This window comes from Xanthomonas sp. NCPPB 2933 (genome assembly GCF_056725225.1).
On sequence record NZ_CM161518.1, the window covers coordinates 4,125,792 to 4,143,846 of the forward strand.

At 61.4% G+C, this 18,055-nt stretch carries 12 protein-coding genes and 4 tRNA genes; 4 read left to right on the plus strand and 12 right to left on the minus strand.

Annotation, left to right across the window (positions count from 1 at the left end; all coding sequences use genetic code 11):
* Nucleotides 1–11: 11 nt before the first annotated feature.
* Together gloB and AC1PLU_RS17095 are read left to right on the plus strand one after the other, a co-directional pair.
* Nucleotides 12–779 carry a hydroxyacylglutathione hydrolase gene (gloB, locus tag AC1PLU_RS17090; protein ID WP_481106846.1) on the plus strand — a complete coding sequence of 256 codons (768 nt, stop codon included), beginning with the start codon at nt 12–14 and terminating at the stop codon, nt 777–779.
* Nucleotides 776–1,954 carry a lytic transglycosylase domain-containing protein gene (locus AC1PLU_RS17095; RefSeq protein ID WP_481106847.1) on the plus strand — a complete coding sequence of 393 codons (1,179 nt, stop codon included), beginning with the start codon at nt 776–778 and terminating at the stop codon, nt 1,952–1,954. Before gloB ends, AC1PLU_RS17095 begins: the two co-directional genes overlap by 4 nt.
* A gap of 451 nt (nt 1,955–2,405) precedes the next feature.
* On the opposite strand, the gene AC1PLU_RS17100 is transcribed toward AC1PLU_RS17095, so the two are convergent.
* The 10 genes from AC1PLU_RS17100 to AC1PLU_RS17145 all read right to left on the minus strand — a co-directional run bounded on the left by AC1PLU_RS17100 (nt 2,406) and on the right by AC1PLU_RS17145 (nt 11,704).
* Entirely contained in the window at nt 2,406–4,376 is a 1,971-nt protein-coding gene (locus AC1PLU_RS17100) for a peptidyl-prolyl cis-trans isomerase (RefSeq protein WP_481106848.1), read from the minus strand.
* Between the two features lie 168 nt (nt 4,377–4,544).
* Nucleotides 4,545–4,621, minus strand: a tRNA-Asp gene (locus AC1PLU_RS17105).
* A 94-nt stretch (nt 4,622–4,715) separates the two neighbouring features.
* Nucleotides 4,716–4,792: transfer RNA gene (locus AC1PLU_RS17110), tRNA-Asp, on the minus strand.
* A gap of 28 nt (nt 4,793–4,820) precedes the next feature.
* Nucleotides 4,821–4,895: transfer RNA gene (locus tag AC1PLU_RS17115), tRNA-Val, on the minus strand.
* A gap of 11 nt (nt 4,896–4,906) precedes the next feature.
* Nucleotides 4,907–5,179: an HU family DNA-binding protein gene (locus AC1PLU_RS17120; RefSeq protein WP_006451749.1), complete on the minus strand. Its 273-nt coding sequence runs from the start codon at nt 5,177–5,179 to the stop codon at nt 4,907–4,909.
* Nucleotides 5,180–5,393: 214 nt separating this feature from the next.
* Complete coding sequence (gene lon / locus AC1PLU_RS17125) at nt 5,394–7,865, minus strand: endopeptidase La (protein WP_481106849.1); 2,472 nt, start codon at nt 7,863–7,865, stop codon at nt 5,394–5,396.
* A 144-nt stretch (nt 7,866–8,009) separates the two neighbouring features.
* Nucleotides 8,010–9,296 carry an ATP-dependent Clp protease ATP-binding subunit ClpX gene (gene clpX / locus AC1PLU_RS17130; RefSeq protein WP_481106850.1) on the minus strand — a complete coding sequence of 429 codons (1,287 nt, stop codon included), beginning with the start codon at nt 9,294–9,296 and terminating at the stop codon, nt 8,010–8,012.
* A gap of 124 nt (nt 9,297–9,420) precedes the next feature.
* Nucleotides 9,421–10,047 carry an ATP-dependent Clp endopeptidase proteolytic subunit ClpP gene (gene clpP / locus AC1PLU_RS17135; protein ID WP_023902875.1) on the minus strand — a complete coding sequence of 209 codons (627 nt, stop codon included), beginning with the start codon at nt 10,045–10,047 and terminating at the stop codon, nt 9,421–9,423.
* 73 nt (nt 10,048–10,120) lie between these two features.
* Nucleotides 10,121–11,416, minus strand: coding sequence for a trigger factor (tig, locus tag AC1PLU_RS17140; protein ID WP_043889690.1), 1,296 nt, complete (start codon nt 11,414–11,416; stop codon nt 10,121–10,123).
* A 203-nt stretch (nt 11,417–11,619) separates the two neighbouring features.
* Nucleotides 11,620–11,704, minus strand: a tRNA-Leu gene (locus tag AC1PLU_RS17145).
* A gap of 287 nt (nt 11,705–11,991) precedes the next feature.
* On the opposite strand from AC1PLU_RS17145, the gene AC1PLU_RS17150 reads away from it, so the two are divergent.
* Nucleotides 11,992–13,287: a PAS domain-containing sensor histidine kinase gene (locus AC1PLU_RS17150; RefSeq protein WP_176339501.1), complete on the plus strand. Its 1,296-nt coding sequence runs from the start codon at nt 11,992–11,994 to the stop codon at nt 13,285–13,287.
* Between the two features lie 4 nt (nt 13,288–13,291).
* Here AC1PLU_RS17150 and AC1PLU_RS17155 read toward each other — a convergent pair whose 3' ends face one another.
* Both AC1PLU_RS17155 and AC1PLU_RS17160 read right to left on the minus strand, forming a co-directional pair.
* Nucleotides 13,292–13,879, minus strand: coding sequence for a hypothetical protein (locus AC1PLU_RS17155; RefSeq protein WP_255171855.1), 588 nt, complete (start codon nt 13,877–13,879; stop codon nt 13,292–13,294).
* Nucleotides 13,880–14,185: 306 nt separating this feature from the next.
* The gene (locus tag AC1PLU_RS17160; RefSeq protein ID WP_481106851.1) at nt 14,186–16,426 is read right to left on the minus strand and encodes a methyl-accepting chemotaxis protein; all 2,241 of its coding nucleotides are present in this window, start codon (nt 16,424–16,426) and stop codon (nt 14,186–14,188) included.
* Between the two features lie 1,020 nt (nt 16,427–17,446).
* Between AC1PLU_RS17160 and AC1PLU_RS17165 the strand changes: the two genes are divergently transcribed.
* Entirely contained in the window at nt 17,447–18,043 is a 597-nt protein-coding gene (locus AC1PLU_RS17165; RefSeq protein WP_046341922.1) for a hypothetical protein, read from the plus strand.
* The last annotated feature ends 12 nt before the right edge of the window (nt 18,044–18,055 follow it).

The following is an 18,055-nucleotide window of genomic DNA, read 5'->3' on the forward strand; positions in this document are numbered from 1 at the left end:
GTCCCAATTCTATGCGACTGACCGCCCTGCCCGCATTCGAAGACAACTACATCTGGGCGCTGGTCGCTGCGGATGGCCGCTCTGTCATCGTCGACCCCGGTCAGGCAGAGCCGGTGTTCGCTGCGGCAGAGCGCGAAGGATTCACTCCCAGCGCCGTGTTGCTCACCCACCACCATGCCGACCACATCGGCGGCGTGGCGGCATTGCAGCAGCGCTGGCCGGACCTGGAACTGTTCGGCCCTGCCGACGAACGCAGTCCCGCCGATACCCGCCAGGTTGGACAAGGCGAGCGCTTGACCCTGCTTGGCATGGGCTTTGAAGTGCTTGAGGTGCCGGGCCACACCCGTAGCCACATCGCCTTTGTCACCGACGAGCATCTGTTCAGCGGTGATACGCTGTTCAGCCTAGGCTGTGGGCGGATGTTCGAAGGTACCGCTCCTCAGATGTTCGACTCGTTGCAGCGCCTGGCCTCTTTGCCTGGCGAAACGCTTGTGTGTTGCGGCCACGAATATACGTTGGCCAACGCGTCCTTCGCGCTGCACGTCGATCCCACCAACGCTGCCTTGCAGCGCCGTCAACAGGAAGCCCAGGCCATGCGTCAAGCAGCCCGTCCTACCCTGCCGATTTCGCTCAAGAGTGAACTGGCCACCAACCCTTTTATACGTACCAGCAGTCCCGAGATTCGCGCCGCAGTCGCAGCGCGCGCATCTGGCGCACTTTCCTCCGATGTAGATGTTTTCGCCGAACTTCGGCGCTGGAAAGACGAATTTCGCGCATGAGGCGCTTGCTTTTGGCAGTGTTGGCCGCCTGTGCGGCCATTGCACCAGCAGCCGCGTCGCCCGCCGACGCAAGCCGCCCCACACCCGCATCCAGCGCGACGACGCCGCCAGTCGCACCCAGCCTGCGCAACGGCCAGGACATCTTTTCGTCGTTTCTGGACGGGCGTGCAGATCCAGGCTGCGATAGCGAGCACAGCGACACGCGTTGGGAACAGCACTTCTCGCGTGCACCAGCCCGCCTGGCCGACGATGCACAGGACGTCCTGCCGCTGTTCGGCTACGTGGTCGACGAGCTGCGCAAGGCCGACATGCCGACCGAGTTTGCGCTGATTCCTTTTGTTGAAAGCGGCTACCGCCCGGGCGCCCGCAATGGCAGCGGACCGGCCGGCTTGTGGCAGTTCATCGCCACCACGGCGCGCAACCACCATGTGCCGGTTGGCGCGCAATACGACGGCCGCCTCTCGGCAGTGGATTCCACCACCGCTGCGGTACGTTATCTCAAGACGCTTTACGGCATGTTCGGCGGCGATTGGCGCCTGGCGCTGATGGCCTACAACGCTGGCGAGTACCGTGTGCTGCAGGCGATGCGCACGGCCGGCATGAACGCGCAGAACGCGCGTCCGTCCGAACTGCCCGGCATGTCCAAGGTCACTTATGAGTATGTGGAAAAGCTGCACGCGCTCGCCTGTGTACTCGACCACGCGCAACAGCAAGGCAACCTGCTGACCTCGCTCGACCGCCCGGTTCCCGTACTGACCGAACACGCGTTGCCGGTTGGCACCAGCCTCAACGCCTGGGCCGGACAGCGCGCCATCGAACCGCAGCTGCTCGCCCGCCTGAATCCGGCATTGGCCAGCGCACGTGCCGCGCCAAGTGGTGTGCATGTACTTGCCCCAGTCGCAGCAGCACAGCCAGGCTCGGTCGGTGCCGTCGTCGCATCCGCTGATGTGGGCAGGATTGCCGAGACCAACGATGCCGCGCCTACGGTGGTCGCCACGACTGCCAGGACGTCGAACGCGCAAGCGCGTACGCATACGGTGCGTAACGGCGAGTCCGCCTGGGCCATTGCGCGCCGCTACGGCGTGACTGTGGCGACGCTGCTCGCCAGCAATGGGCTGGACAAGCGTGCGGTGCTGAAGCCGGGCATGGTACTTTCGTTCGACGACAGGCCTTAAGCCAACGCAACGCAGCCTATGCGGTAGTCCGCTTGGCCCGCTTGGCCCCTTGGTCCACAGCGACATTGCGCCTGCATCCGTCGCTCGCATGACGTCCTGGACAGCCAGCATCAGCATGATCAGGACTGCATGGTGTTGCATCTGCTGCGCGCTTGAACGCCCGGGCGAAACTGCCGGCGACACAGCAGGCGTGTTGAAATAATCGAACGGCAGTGGGCCAACCCGCTCAATCGACTGCGAACTGCGTTCGTCAGGATGTGGGCAGCCTTGGAGAGCGGTCTTTCTAGCGCTCTTGAAGCAGCAGACACACCATCGACCCCGACCCCGAAGACATCGGCCGAGTACGTCAAACGCACCTACAAGGCCTCAGCCCCACGGCACGGACCGATATCCCAAAGAAAAAGCCCGGTCACCCGGGCTTTCTCGTCTTCACCAGCTGAAGAAGGCAGCCTTACAGCTGCGCCTCTTCGATCTGGATCTTGTAGCGCTTGCGCATTTCCTTGACGTACGCCTGCGCCGCGTTGTTGCCATCGATCTGGCTCAGCTGTTCGCGCAGCGTGGTCTGCTGCTCGGCCGGCATCTGCTTCAGGTCGCCTGGCGTGGCCTTGGCGATGACGAAGACCGCAAAGCGCCCGCCGTCCAGCTCCACCTTGCCGACCGACGGCTTGCCTTCGGTCGGGCGCGTCGCGCTGAAGATGGCACGGTTTGCCGCCGGTGTCGGGATCGGCGCGGTGCGAGGCAGGCCCGGGATCGGCTGCACCTGCAGCTTCTCGCTGGCCGCCAGCGCCTGCAACGTTTCGCCCTTCTGCACACGCGCCAACACTGCATCGGCAGCAGCCGCCGCCGCCTTCTCGGTGCGGTCGGTATGGATCGCCGCAATCACCTTGTCGCGCACTTTGTCCAACGGCAACGCCTGCTCGGCGCTGTGATTGGTCACCCGCAACACCACACTGTGATTCGGCGCAATGGTGATCGGGTCGCTCACCGTGCCGTCCTGCACCAGCGTCTCGGAGAATGCCGAACGCAGCACCGCAGGATTGGCGGCGATACCACTGGCATCGGCGCGCGAGAACGGGCCCAGCGTCTGCACCGGCAGACCGACCTGCTTGGCCGCTGGCTCCAACGCGGTGGGGTTCTTGTAGACCTGATCCACCAACTTGCCGCTCACATCGGCAAACGCCTTGTCGGCATCGGCCTTGAGCTGCTCGGCAGCGAGCTGATCGCGCACCTGCTCGAACAACTTGCCCTGGCCGCCCTTGACCTCGCGCAGCTGGATCACGTGGTAACCGAACTCGCTCTTGATCGGGCCGACCACATCGCCAGCCTTCATTGCGAACAACGCGTCTTCGAACGGCTTGACCATCGTGCCCTTCTCGACCCAACCCAGATCGCCACCAGCCCCCTTGGAGCCCGGATCCTGCGAGTTGGCCTTCGCCAATGCAGCAAAATCGGCGCCCGGCTGCTTGGCTTGTGCGGCGAGCTTGGCTGCCTTCGCTTCGGCAGCCTTCTGCGCGGCGGGGTCGCTGCCAGCGCTGATCAGGATGTGCGAAGTCAGACGCTGGTCCGGCTCGACGAAGCGGCCCTTCTCTTCTTCATAGCGCTTGCGCAAGGTCGCCTCGTCGGCGGCGGTTGCCGGCGGCAACTTGGCCGCATTGATCTCGACGTACTCGATCGTCACGGTCTCCGGCTGACGGAAATCCTGCGCATGCCCGTCGTACCACTGCTTGATCTGCGCATCGCTGACCGGCGCGGTATCGGCGGCCGGTGGGGGCAGCATCGCCAACTCCACGTCGCGCGTTTCGCCCATCAGCTTGAGCAGGCGCTCGAACTCGGCCTTGGTCGCAAAGCCCGACTCGGCAATCGCCTGCGGAATCACCGACTGCTGCAAGCTGTCGCGCACCAACGCATCGAACTGCGCCGGCGTGCGCGGTGGCGTGCCTTGTGCGAGTGCGGCGCGGTACTGGTCGGGGCTGAACTTGCCATCGACCTGGAAGGCCTGAATGCCGGTGATGTAATCGCGCACGGTCGCATCGCCGATCACGATGCCGGCATCTTCGGCACCCAGACGCACGACTTGCTCGTCAACCAACTGATCGAGCACCTGCAGCTTGTTTTCGCGCGATTCGAACGTGCGCGGGTCGAAATTCTCGCCCTGGCGCTGCCGCTCCTGCATACGCGCCTGCTCGAAGCGTGCGCGGAAATCCTGCGTACTGATTTCATGGTGCTGCCACAGCAGCGACACCGGCCACCAGGACGGTGCCGATTTCCACCACGTTGGCGGCGCCTGCACCTTGGCCACGTTGTTGGCGCCAATGCCGCCGAGGTAGCTGTTGTCGATGACGAACAGGAACGGAATCATCAGCAACCCCAGGATGGCGGTAGCGATCCAGCCTGACGTCTTGTCGCGAAGTTTCTGCAGCATTGGCAAATCACGGCCTGTGGGCGAGCCGCGCAGTGTAACGCGCTTGGCGCCGAGCACCCAGCCCAATGCTCCACGCGCATCGGCCGCGATGCGCTATTAAACGCCTAACCTCGGGCAATGCTGCAAAAAAAAAAGCCCCCGACACAAGGCCGAGGGCTTTCGTATAACTGGCGGAGCGGACGGGACTCGAACCCGCGACCTCCGGCGTGACAGGCCAGCATTCTAACCAGCTGAACTACCGCTCCGCTTTAAACTTGGACTTCTCTCTCCGCATCATTCGCAATACGAATGCTGTGGAGAAAACGAAGCCCCCAATTGCTCAGGGGCTTCGGGTGTAACTGGCGGAGCGGACGGGACTCGAACCCGCGACCTCCGGCGTGACAGGCCAGCATTCTAACCAGCTGAACTACCGCTCCGCACTTGAAACGTTTGCCTGGTGCTTAATGGTGGGTGCTGAGGGTTTCGAACCCCCGACCCTCTCCGTGTAAGGGAGACGCTCTACCGCTGAGCTAAGCACCCTAGCGAGTCGATTAGTTTACTGCATCCTTCAGGGCTTTGCCAGCCTTGAACGCAGGATTCTTCGAAGCCGCGATCTTGATGCTGTCGCCGGTCTTCGGATTGCGGCCGGTGCGCTCAGCGCGCTCGCGGACCTGGAAGGTACCAAAGCCGACGAGGGTGACGGCTTCGCCCTTCTTCAGTGCCTTGGTGATTTCGCTCACAACCGCGTCGACAGCACGGCCGGCTTCAGCCTTGGAGATGTCAGCGGCAGCGGCAACGCCATCGATCAATTCGGTTTTATTCATTCTTGAAACTCCCTTTGCGGCAGATGCCGCGGAATCGACAATCGGCGCTCTTGCCGTTAGCGAAGAACCCGACACAAGTGGTATCGCGTGACGCATCACAATTTGCCGCGCCCACGAGTCGTGCATTTATACCAGCGCCCCCAACCGCACGCAAGCCAAAACCCAATAACGACGCGGGTTTTGGCTTGTTTTGCCTGGGTTTAGACAAGCGCTTTTAGTGCTTGACGCGGGTACCCGGAGTAGTGCGGGACTTGCCACGCACGGCGACGCGCGAGGCAGTCTTGCGGGCCTTTTCCTTGCCCGCCTTCTTCGGTGCCAGCGGACGCTCCAGCGCAAGATCCAGCACTTCGTCGATCCACTTGACCGGCACGATCTTCAGATCGCGCGTCACGTTGGCAGGAATGTCGGCAAGATCCTTGCGGTTCTCGTCGGGGATCAACACGGTGCGGATGCCGCCGCGCAAGGCAGCCAGCAGTTTCTCCTTCAACCCGCCGATCGCCGAGACGCGACCACGCAAGGTGATCTCGCCGGTCATCGCCACATCGGCGCGGATCGGCACCTTGGTCAGCACCGACACCAGCGAGGTCACCATCGCGATACCTGCGCTGGGCCCGTCCTTCGGTGTGGCACCATCGGGCACGTGCACGTGCACGTCCTGCTTCTGCAGGAAGTCCACATCGATGCCAAGTCGCTCGGCGCGCGAACGCACTACCGACAACGCAGCCGATGCCGATTCCTTCATGACGTTGCCGAGCTGACCGGTGAGGATCAGGTTGCCCTTGCCCGGCACCAGCGTGGATTCGACCTGCAGCAACTCGCCGCCGACTTCGGTCCAGGCCAGACCGGTGACCAGGCCGATCTCGTTCTCTTCTTCGGCGCGCCCGAAATCGAAGCGGCGCACACCCAGGTACTTGTCGAGATTCTTCGAGTTCACCACCACCAGTGCCTTGGGCTTGCCCTTCTTGGCGACGGCCTTTTTCACTACCGGCTGCGGACCGGCGAGCGCGATTTCCTTGACCACCTTGCGGCAGATCTTGGCGACTTCGCGCTCGAGGTTACGCACACCCGATTCGCGCGTGTAATAGCGCACGATGTCCTGGATGGCGTCGCTGCCGATCTCGATCTCTTCCGGCTTCAAGCCGTTGGCCTTGATCTGCTTGGGCACCAGGTAACGCATGGCGATGTTGAGCTTCTCATCCTCGGTATAGCCGGGGATGCGGATCACTTCCATGCGGTCCAGCAAGGGACCCGGAATATTGAGCGAGTTGGAGGTGGCGACGAACATCACCTCCGACAGATCCAGATCGACTTCCAGATAGTGGTCGTTGAAGGAATTGTTCTGTTCGGGATCGAGCACTTCCAGCAACGCCGCCGATGGGTCGCCGCGGAAATCCATCGACATCTTGTCGATCTCATCGAGCAGGAACAGCGGGTTCTTGCTGCCCACCTTGTTGAGGTTCTGCACCAGCCGGCCCGGCATCGAACCCACATAGGTCCGGCGATGGCCACGGATCTCGGCTTCGTCGCGGATACCGCCCAGGCTCATGCGCACGAACTTGCGGTTGGTCGCCTTGGCGATCGACTGCCCGAGCGAGGTCTTGCCCACGCCAGGCGGCCCGACCAGACAGAGGATCGGCCCCTTCATCTGCTTCACGCGCGACTGCACGGCCAAGTACTCAAGGATGCGTTCCTTGACCTTGTCCAGACCGTAGTGATCGGCGTCCAGCGTGTCCTGCGCAGCCTTGAGATCCTTGCGCACCTTGGAACGCTTCTTCCACGGCACGCCCAACAGCCAGTCCAGATAGTTGCGCACCACGGCCGCCTCGGCGGACATCGGCGACATCTGCTTGAGCTTGTTGAGCTCGGCCTTCGCCTTGGTCTCGACCGGCTTGGGCATGCCCGCCTCGGCGATCTTGCGGGCGAGTTCTTCCAGTTCGCCCGGCGCGTCGTCCAGATCGCCCAGCTCCTTCTGGATCGCCTTCATCTGCTCGTTGAGGTAGTACTCGCGCTGGCTCTTCTCCATCTGCGACTTGACGCGGCCGCGGATGCGCTTTTCCAGCTGCTGCACATCGATCTCGCCGTCCACCAGGCCGACCAGCAACTCCAGGCGCTCGCCGATTTCGGTGATCTCCAGCAGGCGCTGCTTGTCGGCAAGACGCACGCCAATATGCGCGGCAATGGTGTCGGCCAGACGGCCGGGCTCATCGATACCGGCCAGGGTCTGCAACAACTCCGGCGGCAGCTTGCGATTGGTCTTGACGTATTGCTCGAACAGCGACATCAGCGATCGCGCGATCGCCTCAAGTTCGCGCGGCTCGCGCGCATCGCTGGCTTCGACCTCGATGCCCTGCCCCTGCAACGCGCCGTCCAACTCGACGACCTTGTCGACGGTGACCCGCGACAGCCCTTCGACCAGCACCTTGATGGTGCCATCGGGCAGCTTGAGCAACTGCAACACCTGCGCCAGCGTGCCGACGGTATAGAGATCGGTTGCGGTCGGGTCGTCGGTCTCAGCCGACTTCTGCGCCACCAGCAGGATGCGCTTGTCGGCCTCCATGGCTTTTTCCAGCGCGCGCATCGATTTATCGCGACCCACGAACAGCGGAATCACCATGTGCGGAAACACCACCACGTCGCGCAGCGGCAACACTGGCAGATCGAGAACTTCTGGTTGGGACTGGGCCATGGGGCGCTCCGCTGGAATCGGGAAATAGGGCGTAAAAAAAGCCGATGGCCCCGTTATGGGGCCATCGGCGAGGTCTTGCAAGTAGCGGTCGGAAACCCTTTATCCGCGAGCGAGGCCAAGGCCTGGAGACGCGGCATCAGGGGCTCAGTCGCCGGACGCTGCCTTGGCCGGAGCCGGTTGCGCCTGGTAGATCAGATAAGGCTCGGACTTGTGCTCGATGACCGACTCGTCCACCACCACCTTGCTGACATTTTCCTGCGACGGCAGCTCGTACATCGTATCCAGCAACACCGATTCGACGATGGTGCGCAGGCCGCGCGCACCGGTCTTGCGCTTGAGCGCCTTCTTGGCGATCGCAGACAGGGCGTCGGGGCGGAATTCCAGCTCCACGCCTTCCATATCGAACAGCTTCTTGAACTGCTTGGTGATGGCGTTCTTGGGCTCGGTCAGGATCTTGATCAGCGCCGGCTCGTCCAGCTCCTCGAGCGTGGCCACCACCGGCAGGCGGCCGACGAATTCGGGAATCAGGCCGAACTTGATCAGATCTTCCGGCTCGACTTCGGCCAGGATCTTGCCGACCTCCTGCTTGCGCTCGCTGCTCTTGACCTTGGCACCGAAGCCAATGCCGCCGGCATCGTTGGACCGCTGCTGAATCACCTTGTCCAGGCCGGCGAACGCGCCGCCGCAGATGAACAGGATGTTCTTGGTGTCGACCTGCAGGAATTCCTGCTGCGGATGCTTGCGGCCGCCCTGCGGCGGCACCGAGGCCACCGTGCCCTCGATCAGCTTCAGCAGTGCCTGCTGCACGCCTTCGCCGGACACGTCGCGGGTGATCGACGGGTTCTCGCTCTTGCGCGAGATCTTGTCGATTTCATCGATATAGACGATGCCCTGCTGCGCCTTCTCGACGTCGTAATCACACTTCTGCAGCAGCTTCTGGATGATGTTTTCCACATCCTCACCGACATAGCCGGCTTCGGTCAGCGTGGTCGCATCGGCGATGGTGAACGGCACATTGAGCAGGCGCGCCAGCGTTTCGGCCAGCAGCGTCTTGCCTGAGCCGGTCGGACCGACCAGCAGAATGTTGGATTTCGCCAGCTCGACTTCGTCGTTCTTGCTGCGGCTCTCGATACGCTTGTAGTGGTTGTACACCGCCACTGCGAGCGTGCGCTTGGCGCGCAGCTGCCCGATCACGTATTGATCCAGCACATCGAGGATCTCGCGTGGCTTGGGCAGGCTGGAACGTGCCGACTGCGCCTTCTCTTCGAGTTCCTCGCGGATGATGTCGTTGCACAGCTCAACGCACTCATCGCAGATGAATACGCTGGGACCGGCAATCAGCTTACGGACTTCATGCTGACTCTTACCGCAGAACGAGCAGTAGAGAATCTTGTTGCTGTCGCCGGAACGACCTTGGCGGTCTTCGCTCATGCTTCTGTTACCCAGTTACCCCACCCGATGCACGGGGGTTCGATTTCGAGAATAGCACAGGGTCGAGAGGACATCCGTCCAGCCCGACCCTGCCGTTTTTCCTGCAATTTCAGGCATCTGGCGATCAGGACGGCTGGATCGACTCTTCCGGACGACGCTCCAGCACCTGATCGACCAGGCCATAGGCCTGCGCATCGACCGCGCTCTTGAAGTTGTCGCGCTCGGTATCGCGCCCGATGGTTTCCAGCGACTGGCCGGTGTGCTTGGCCAGGATCTCGTTCAAGCGCGAACGCAGCGTCAGGATCTCGCGCGCATGGATGTCGATATCGGTCGCCTGACCCTGGAAGCCGCCCAGCGGCTGATGGATCATCACGCGCGAGTTTGGCAGCGCATAGCGCTTGCCGGCCGCGCCCGATGCCAGCAGCAGCGCGCCCATCGATGCAGCCTGGCCGACGCAGATGGTGCTCACGTCCGGCTTGATGTACTGCATGGTGTCGTAGATCGCCATGCCGGCGGTGACCACGCCACCGGGCGAGTTGATGTAGATGCTGATGTCCTTTTCCGGGTTATCCGCTTCCAGGAACAGCAGTTGCGCCACGATCACGTTGGCCATGTGGTCGTCGATCGGACCGACCAGGAAAATCAGACGCTCCTTCAGCAGACGCGAGTAGATGTCGTACGCACGCTCGCCGCGGCTGGTCTGTTCGACCACCATCGGGACGAGGTTCAAGGCTCTGGTTACATTGTCCACGCGAGGGGAATCTCCTGTGTCTATTAGTTGAATCCCCGCACATGGATGTGCGGGCTCTTGCGAGGGACTCGCATTACTGACGGATCGCATCCTGGAACGACATCGGCTGCTCGGTATGCTGGGCGCGCTCGGCAATCCAGTCGATCACCTGCTCTTCCATGACACGGCTCTGCAGCCCACCCATCAATTGGGGGTCGTTGCGGTACATCTCAATGACCTGTTCCGGTTCTTCGTAGGTCGAGGCGATCAGACGCAGCGTTTCGCTGACGCGCTTGGATTCCAGACGCAGCTCGTTACGACGGGCCACCTCGCCCACCAGCAGACCGACCAGTACGCGCTTGGCGGCCGCGTCCATGAAACCCTGATGGGCATCGGCCGGAATCTCGCCCGGGTTGCGGCCGCTACGGCGGACCTGCTCCACCTGCTGGGCCAGCATCGAACGTGCTTCGTTCTCGACCAGACGCGGCGGCATTTCCACATGCGCATAGGCGGCAATCAGCTGCTCGCCCACTTCGCGCCGCAGACGATTCATCAGCGCACCCTTGAGCTCGCGCTCCAGGTTGGTACGGATGTCGGCGCGGAACTGCTCGGCATCGCCACTCTTGACGCCGAAGCTCTTGATGAACTCCTTGTCCACCACCGGCAATACCGGCTCGGACACTTCGACCGCCTTGACGTGCACCTGCACGGTCTTGCCAGCGAGCTGCGGCACGCGCCACTCGGCCGGGAAGTCGATGGTCAGGGTCTTGTCTTCGCCCTTGGCCAGACCTTCCAGGCCCTTTTCGATCTGATCGAACATCACGCCCGAGCCCAGCACGCTGCTGCCGGTCTCCACGCCTTCGGCGGGCAGACGCTCGTCGCCGGCCTGCGACCAGGTCTCCAGCGCCACCAGGTCACCGACCTGGGCACCACGCTCGACCGGGTTCCAGGTGCGACGCTGCAGACGCAGGTTCTCGATCATCTGGTCGATGTCTGCGTCGGTCACTTCGGCGGTATGGCGCACCACCGACAGGGTGGTCACATCGATGTCGCCGAAGTCCGGCACCACTTCAAAGGTGGCGACGAAATCGAAATCGCTCTCGCCGGCCTTGTCGATCCGCGGATTGCCCGCCAGGCGTAGCGCATGCTCGCGCACGGCCGAATCGAAGGTCTCACGCAGCAAACCATCCATTGCCTCGGCACGCACCTGCTGACCGAAACGCTGCTCGATGACCTTGGCGGGCACCTTGCCGGGGCGGAACCCCTTGATGCGCGCGGTCCGCGCGATCTCGCGCAGGCGGCCACCGACGTGCGTCTCCAGACGCTCCTGCGGCAGGGTGAAGGTCAGGCGGCGTTCCAGATTGCCGGTGGATTCGATCGATGCTTGCATGTTGACTCCTGCCACCGACAGCACAAGCGTCGGCACGAGATGGAAGATGCGGGTTGACGGATGGCGAGAAAGCCGCCGAGCCTTGTAGTTTCGCCGATAACGGCTGCCGCTGCCAGCGGAATGCGCACAACCGCGTCGCTCAAGTCTGGACAGCGGGTTTTGCGGATCATGCAGCGGCCGGAACACTCACGGCCGCACTGCATTGGTGCGAAAGGGGGGACTCGAACCCCCACGCCTTGCGGCGTCAGAACCTAAATCTGGTGCGTCTACCAATTCCGCCACTTTCGCGATGCTGCGCTTGCCTGCGCATTGTTGCAGGGATGCCGGCAAAGAAAAAGCGTCGTGATGCCGCGGCGCACCTTCAATCGGCTTAAGCCCAATAGGCTTGAAGCCGACCCGCAGGCTTTTGCAGCCGATCGTCCAAGCTATCGCGGATGCACTTGCCCGGGAAGCGAGGTGAACCGTTAAACTTTGCATCGCCGCAGCGATCGAAGCCTCGTACTTTTACTCGTACACGGTAAAGGTAGGATTTGCGAAAATTCCGTTAAATCTAGATGAGTGAGGCAGCAGTCGCGATGAGAGACCGATATCGCCAGATCGTGGCACTGTCCCGCGATTGCATCAAAGAGATCGACCTCGATGGGCGGATCACGGCAATCAACGTCAATGGGCTGGCCGGACTCGGCGTCAGCCATCCCGACCAGCTCATCTCGCAGCCATGGCGCGAACTGTGGCCACCCGAGGCCGTGGGCCTGGTCGATGCGGCGATCGCCGGTTCCGCGAATGGCTTGATCCAGGAATTCGAGGCCGCCTGCGTGAACTTCGCCGGTGTGCGTCAGACCTGGCAGGTGGTCACCAGCCCGCTGTTCGACGCCTTTGGCAACGTCGAGGCGATTCTTGCGGTGAGCAAGAACATCTCCGACCGCAGGGCGCTGGAGGCGGCGTTCCATACGCTGGATTCCATGCTGAAGGCCGAGCGCGAGTTTTCCACCGGCGCCTTGATGCTGGCGCGTGCGCGCGAAAATTCGCTGTCGACCGAACTGCATACCCTGCGCGACCTGCAGGAGCGCATCGAAGGCGATCTGGACATTGCGCGCGCCGCACAGGGAGCGGCCGAGAAAATTTCCGAGCAGGCACAGAAAGGCGAAGCGGTCGGCCAATTGCTGGCAGGCGTCGTTCACGACTTGAACAACGTGCTGCAGGCGGCGACATCGGCTATCGACCTGGTCGTACAGCGCGCAAGGATCGATGCGCACGATGCCAAGCTGTTGAGCGTGGCCGACGCGGCGCTTCAACATGGCTCGGTTATGGCGCAGCGGCTGGTCGGATTTTCGCGCCAGTATCCGTACAGCCCGGAGGCAGTGGACCTTGCCGCATTGGCCGAACAACTGAGCCCATTGCTGGAACAGGTGATCGGCGCCGAGTTGCAATTGCAGTTGCGCACCAGCGAAGGCGGATGCTGCGCCATGGTCGATCGCCATACGGTGGAGCGCGCGATCCTGAATCTGGTGATCAACTCCCGCGATGCCTGCAAGAGCGGGGACACCATCCGTATCGAAACCGGCGACACCGTCGTGGCGGCCGAGGACGCGAGCCTGAGCAAACCGGGCGGGCATTACGTCACCATCACTGTTGCCGATAGCGGACATGGCATGGATGCAGGTGTGCAATCGCGGTTATTCGAAGCCTATTTCACTACCAAGGACGCAGGCAAAGGTGCCGGTCTTGGCTTGACGCAGGTGTATAGCGCGGTGCGTCAGGCCGGTGGCTTTGTCGAAGTGAGCTCGGCTCCCGGTAAAGGTGCGCGCTTCTTGCTGGCGTTCCCGCGTATGCAACGAAGCCAGACGTCTGAGCTGACCGCATCGCCCTGAGCGGCTACAGGGGTGTAGTTGTACGCGACAAGCGTGACCTGAAGAGCCACGCAAGCAATGCGCAGGTGCCGCCGCCCCATAGCCCGCTTCGTACCAAGGCCAGGATCAGATCGCGATCCGAGCCCATGGACCAGCCGCCAACGACCGCTGTGAGCAACACGACCAACCCAGCCGAGAACAGGCCGCTCAGCGCGCCGATTGCGATCTGGACAAAGGGGTTTGGCCCACGCTCGCGATACAGACGATGGCACGTCAACGCGCACACCAATCCCGCACCAGCGGCAGCAATCACCGGCAACACCAGAACGTAGGACAAGCCTGCGATCAGAAAAGCAGTCTCACCATCTAACCGCGCCCACTGCAGAAAGCCCAGCACTCCGCCTAGCGGAGGACCGACCACTGCGAAGATCACGACCTGCGGGAGGATCGAGCGCCGTGTTGCTCTGGACACATCACGCCTCATCTGAGTTTGCCGGCCTGGGCTGCAGACCACAGGTCGCCAGGCATCCGATGCACGCAGACTTAGTGCCGGCCAAGCAACAAGCTTGATCAGGCAACTGCTGAACAGACACAGCAGCAGAATTCGCTGCAAGCGAACCACTCGCGCAGTTCCTGCCTTAAGACGTCTCTTCTTGTTTCCAGTACCGGAAAAAAGAAAAGCACCTAGGTGTTTGCCTAAGTGCTTTTATTTGGTGGGCCGTCAAGGATTCGAACCTTGGACCTATTGATTAAGAGTAAACACGTTTTTGTTTCAAAATCAAGTAGATATTTGGAATTTTTTTCCCGCGCCGCGTATCGAACGCCTTAGTGCTACAAGGCTTCCCAGGTGAATTCTCCCGGCGACATGGGGCGATAAGTGGCAGCCCGCCTGTGCTGGAGTCCTCCTAACGTATTCCGCTTAGAACTCTTGCCAGCTTGCTTCATGGCTTGCTGCCAGGGGCACAACACGTAGCTTTGATTTCGGACTTGGCACTGCCACGGAGGCTTTCCCCTTCACCGCGATGGACGAACGGGTAGTAGAAGAAGCCGTAGTGGGTGCGGCCGTTTCCTCGATTTTGAACACGGCAACCGCCTCGGTCAGGCCAACTGCCTGTTCTTCCAGCGCACGTGCAGCGGCGGTGGCTTCTTCCACCAGGGCTGCGTTCTGCTGGGTGGTTTCGTCCATCTGGGTGATGGTCTGGTTGACCTGTTCGATGCCGGCCGATTGTTCCTGCGAGGCAGCGGAGATCTCACCCATGATGTCGGTGACGCGCTGCACGCTGGCCACCACTTCGCCCATGGTCTTGCCGGCGGTGTGCACCAGCGCGGAGCCTTCGGCCACGCGCTGCACGGAGTCGTCGATGAGGTCCTTGATCTCCTTGGCCGCACCCGACGAACGCTGGGCCAGCGTCCGCACTTCCGAGGCGACCACCGCAAAGCCGCGGCCCTGCTCACCGGCACGTGCCGCTTCCACTGCGGCATTCAAGGCCAAAATGTTGGTCTGGAAGGCGATGCCGTCGATGACCGAGATGATGTCGGCGATCTTCTTGGACGAGGCTTCGATGCCGGACATGGTGTCGACCACCTTGCTGACCACTTCGCCGCCTTGCACCGCCACGCTGGCGGCACCGATGGCGAGCTGGTTGGCCTGACGCGCACCCGCGGCATTCTGTTTGACGGTGGAGGTGAGCTCCTCCATCGAGGCAGCGGTTTCTTCGAGATTGGCGGCCTGTTGTTCAGTGCGCTGCGATAGATCCTGGTTGCCGGCAGCGATTTCGCTGGCCGCGCCGTTGATCGAGATGGCCGAGGTCTTGATGCTGCCCACGATCTCGGCCAACTGTGTGGCGGTGGCATTGGCGTCGTCGCGCATCTGTGCGAACACGCCGCGGAACTCGCCGCTCATGCGTGCGGTGAGGTCGCCCGCAGCGATGGACTGCAGCAGGCCGGACAGCGATTGCAAGTTGCCATCGGCGGTGGCCATCAAGGTGTTGAGGCTGTCCACCATCACGCGGAAGTCGTACTGGAAGCGCTCGGCATCGCCACGAGCGCTGAAGTCGCCGTTGGCTGCGGCCTGTGCCAATTGCTTGATCTCCCCATTCATCGCGCCGAGGTTGGCCTTGACCTGCGCCATGGTGTCGGTGAACACGGCCTTTTCGCCCGGCAGCTTGCTCATGTCGTCGCTGAGGTCGCCAATGGCATAGCGCCCCATGATGCGTGCCAGATCGGTCTGCACGGCGACGTGCGAGGCCACCAGCAGGTTGGTGTCGTTGGCCATGCGACCGTAGTCGCCCGGGAATGCGGAGGCATCGATACGGAAGCTGATCTGGCCATCGTCATGCCGCTTGGCCATGTCGGTCTGCGCGGCGATGAGGTTACGTAGCTGTAGCTGCATCTTCTCCATTGCCTGCAACAGACGCCCTGTCTCATCCGTAGCAACACTATGCACATCGTTGTTTAAATTGCCTGCGGCAATGGATTCTGCAGTTTGGGTAGCTTGGCTCAGCGGCGCAGTGAGGCTCCGCGTAATTAGCCAAGCCAGTAGCGCACTGATCAATAGAGCTGCCGTGCCACCGGTCGTGAGGATAATCTTGCCACGGTGCATCGATGCTAATGCTGCGGCATATGCGTCCTGGCTGAGCTGACGCTCTAACGACGCATTGGCACGGATAGCCGCCTGCTGCTCGTCCATTGCAACCGCGCCCGCTCCCACAAGAATCGCCTTTGCCTCGTCGTTCTGATCGCGGCCGCCGTACTCAAGCACTTGATTGTTGTACTTGACTGACACGTCGCGCTTCTCGTTCACAAGCCTAAGCGCTCCTTTCTCTGCATCACTGCTAGGCAGGGCAGCTAGAGCATCATGGGCGTCTTTGTAGCGCTTACGATTGGTCTCAACTAGTGCCATCGCTCGGCGATTACCCTCTTCGCCATCGACCATCACGATGTCGCGCAGGCTGATCGCCACATTGGTATTTGCATCGAGCATTTCGTTTGAGAGTTGAATGCGCTCCATGTTGCTGTTGACAATCGCATCAAGCTCGGTGCGAGCGTTGGACATGGCCATTAGGCCAGTGGCAACAAGCAAGCCCGACAGCAAAATCAAAAGGCCGAAAGCCATGCCCAAGCGGCGGCCAACGTTAAGGCGTTGCAGGAAAGCGTTCATCAAATGTCCTCGGCACTGTGGGTGGGCTCAGTTGCAATAAATGCTTCATCGAGCGTCTAGCCCAGCTAGCGGCCTCCAGAGCTTTCTCTAAAGTGCTCGTATGCATAATGGTCATCTCAGCTTCACTGCATCGCATCGGGTCGCCCAGTTCGCTGGGTAATCGCCGATTCGTGCGAGGTACTGCTAGGCTCGGAACAAGCGGGTGGCAGTCGTAGCCGGCTTGGGCATCGCGGCAAGACCCCCTCTCCGGACGGTTCACTTCCTCCCTGGCTGATCTTCCCCGCGCCACTTGTTGATAGCGCCAAGGCCTCATTGAAGGGCCGGCCCCTACCCTCCTGTGTGACCCGGCCATGCACTCAGGTGCTGCGCTGCGCATGGATGCGCAGATCTCCGACGAGGCGAGCGGCCTGGACAATACAGCCGGGCAAATTGGGGCAATTTTGGAAGCGGCCATCGGGGTGAGGTAATTTAGGTAATCGGCCTGAAAAACAGGACATTTTTTCTTGCATATCAAATGCTTATATGAAATCTCTAAAGGTAATAAAAGAGTAATTTCAAGGTAACCCCATTGCCTTTTGGCCAGGTAATCTGACAGTCGAAAAAATCCTTATAAATCAAAGAGATTACCTTTTAGAAGCTAAGAGATTACCTTTGATCACCTCAAAAGGTAATCAGCTATTTTCCTTTAAAATCAACCCCCTATGCCGGATAGCAGTGGGGAAATTACCGATTACCCTATCCCGATGGCCACATCGAAATTCCCGCACTCACTGGACCTGGTTCTAGTGATCCCAAACCGTCGAACCAGACCCCCGTCTCATGCAGGGTTCCGCAGGGACTGCAAGCAGGTGACAAGGCGCCGCAGCGCCAATGCAGGCGGTCTGTTTCCGCCGGTGCAGGCGTGCAGCGAAACCCACCCATGAAGACCGCAGGCGTGGCGGGGCGACGATTGCGCGCGCCACGCCCGGTAGCATTAGCACCCTGAGGTCTGATAGACCGACAAGTGAATTGGTGTGACGCATGGACCCAAAGCTCTACCCCCAACTACTGACCGGCGCATTCGGTTTAATCGGCGTGATCATTGGTGGACTCTTCCAAGCGATAGTCGCGTGGCGACGGGAGAGTAAGCAGAAGGAAGAGGATCTGGTCTACCTGGCTATCACCGTAGCAAGTGAACTCAACGCCTTCGCGAGCCGTTGCGCCGATGTGGCGGCTGATGTGGGATACCCTGACTCAAGAGGGTTTCAGGAGAGTACGGTCAGTGCACCGGCTCTTGACATGCGCGCCCTCGACGTCAATTGGAAATCGTTGCCGTTCGACCTCCTTGATCGGGTTTTCGCGTTGCCAACCGCATACAGGCAAGCCAAGGAGCTAATCGCTTTCGAAGCTGGACAAGATCCCGATTCTGGGTTCTTACAGCTAAGACTGCAGTACGGGAAACTTGGCATACAGGCGTCAACGCTGGCAGCTGCGCTCAGGAATCACGTCGGCCGACCAGCCCCGGCACCTGGCGCGCATGATCTGAGCCCGCAACTACGTGAAAGCGTTGCAAAGTTGGAAGAAATGGAACGGCGCTTCTACGCACAACCGAACATCTTCCCTGGAAGCGACGCATGAAAAAGCCGCCCT

Bases quoted from the DNA above. Each gene is read 5' to 3' on its own strand.
- gloB (WP_481106846.1), top strand. From the start codon at position 12: ATGCGACTGACCGCCCTGCCCGCATTCGAAGACAACTACATCTGGGCG.
- AC1PLU_RS17095 (WP_481106847.1), top strand. From the start codon at position 776: ATGAGGCGCTTGCTTTTGGCAGTGTTGGCCGCCTGTGCGGCCATTGCA.
- AC1PLU_RS17100 (WP_481106848.1), bottom strand. From the start codon at position 4,376: ATGCTGCAGAAACTTCGCGACAAGACGTCAGGCTGGATCGCTACCGCC.
- AC1PLU_RS17120 (WP_006451749.1), bottom strand. From the start codon at position 5,179: ATGAATAAAACCGAATTGATCGATGGCGTTGCCGCTGCCGCTGACATC.
- lon (WP_481106849.1), bottom strand. From the start codon at position 7,865: ATGGCCCAGTCCCAACCAGAAGTTCTCGATCTGCCAGTGTTGCCGCTG.
- clpX (WP_481106850.1), bottom strand. From the start codon at position 9,296: ATGAGCGAAGACCGCCAAGGTCGTTCCGGCGACAGCAACAAGATTCTC.
- tig (WP_043889690.1), bottom strand. From the start codon at position 11,416: ATGCAAGCATCGATCGAATCCACCGGCAATCTGGAACGCCGCCTGACC.
- AC1PLU_RS17150 (WP_176339501.1), top strand. From the start codon at position 11,992: ATGAGAGACCGATATCGCCAGATCGTGGCACTGTCCCGCGATTGCATC.
- AC1PLU_RS17160 (WP_481106851.1), bottom strand. From the start codon at position 16,426: ATGAACGCTTTCCTGCAACGCCTTAACGTTGGCCGCCGCTTGGGCATG.
- AC1PLU_RS17165 (WP_046341922.1), top strand. From the start codon at position 17,447: ATGGACCCAAAGCTCTACCCCCAACTACTGACCGGCGCATTCGGTTTA.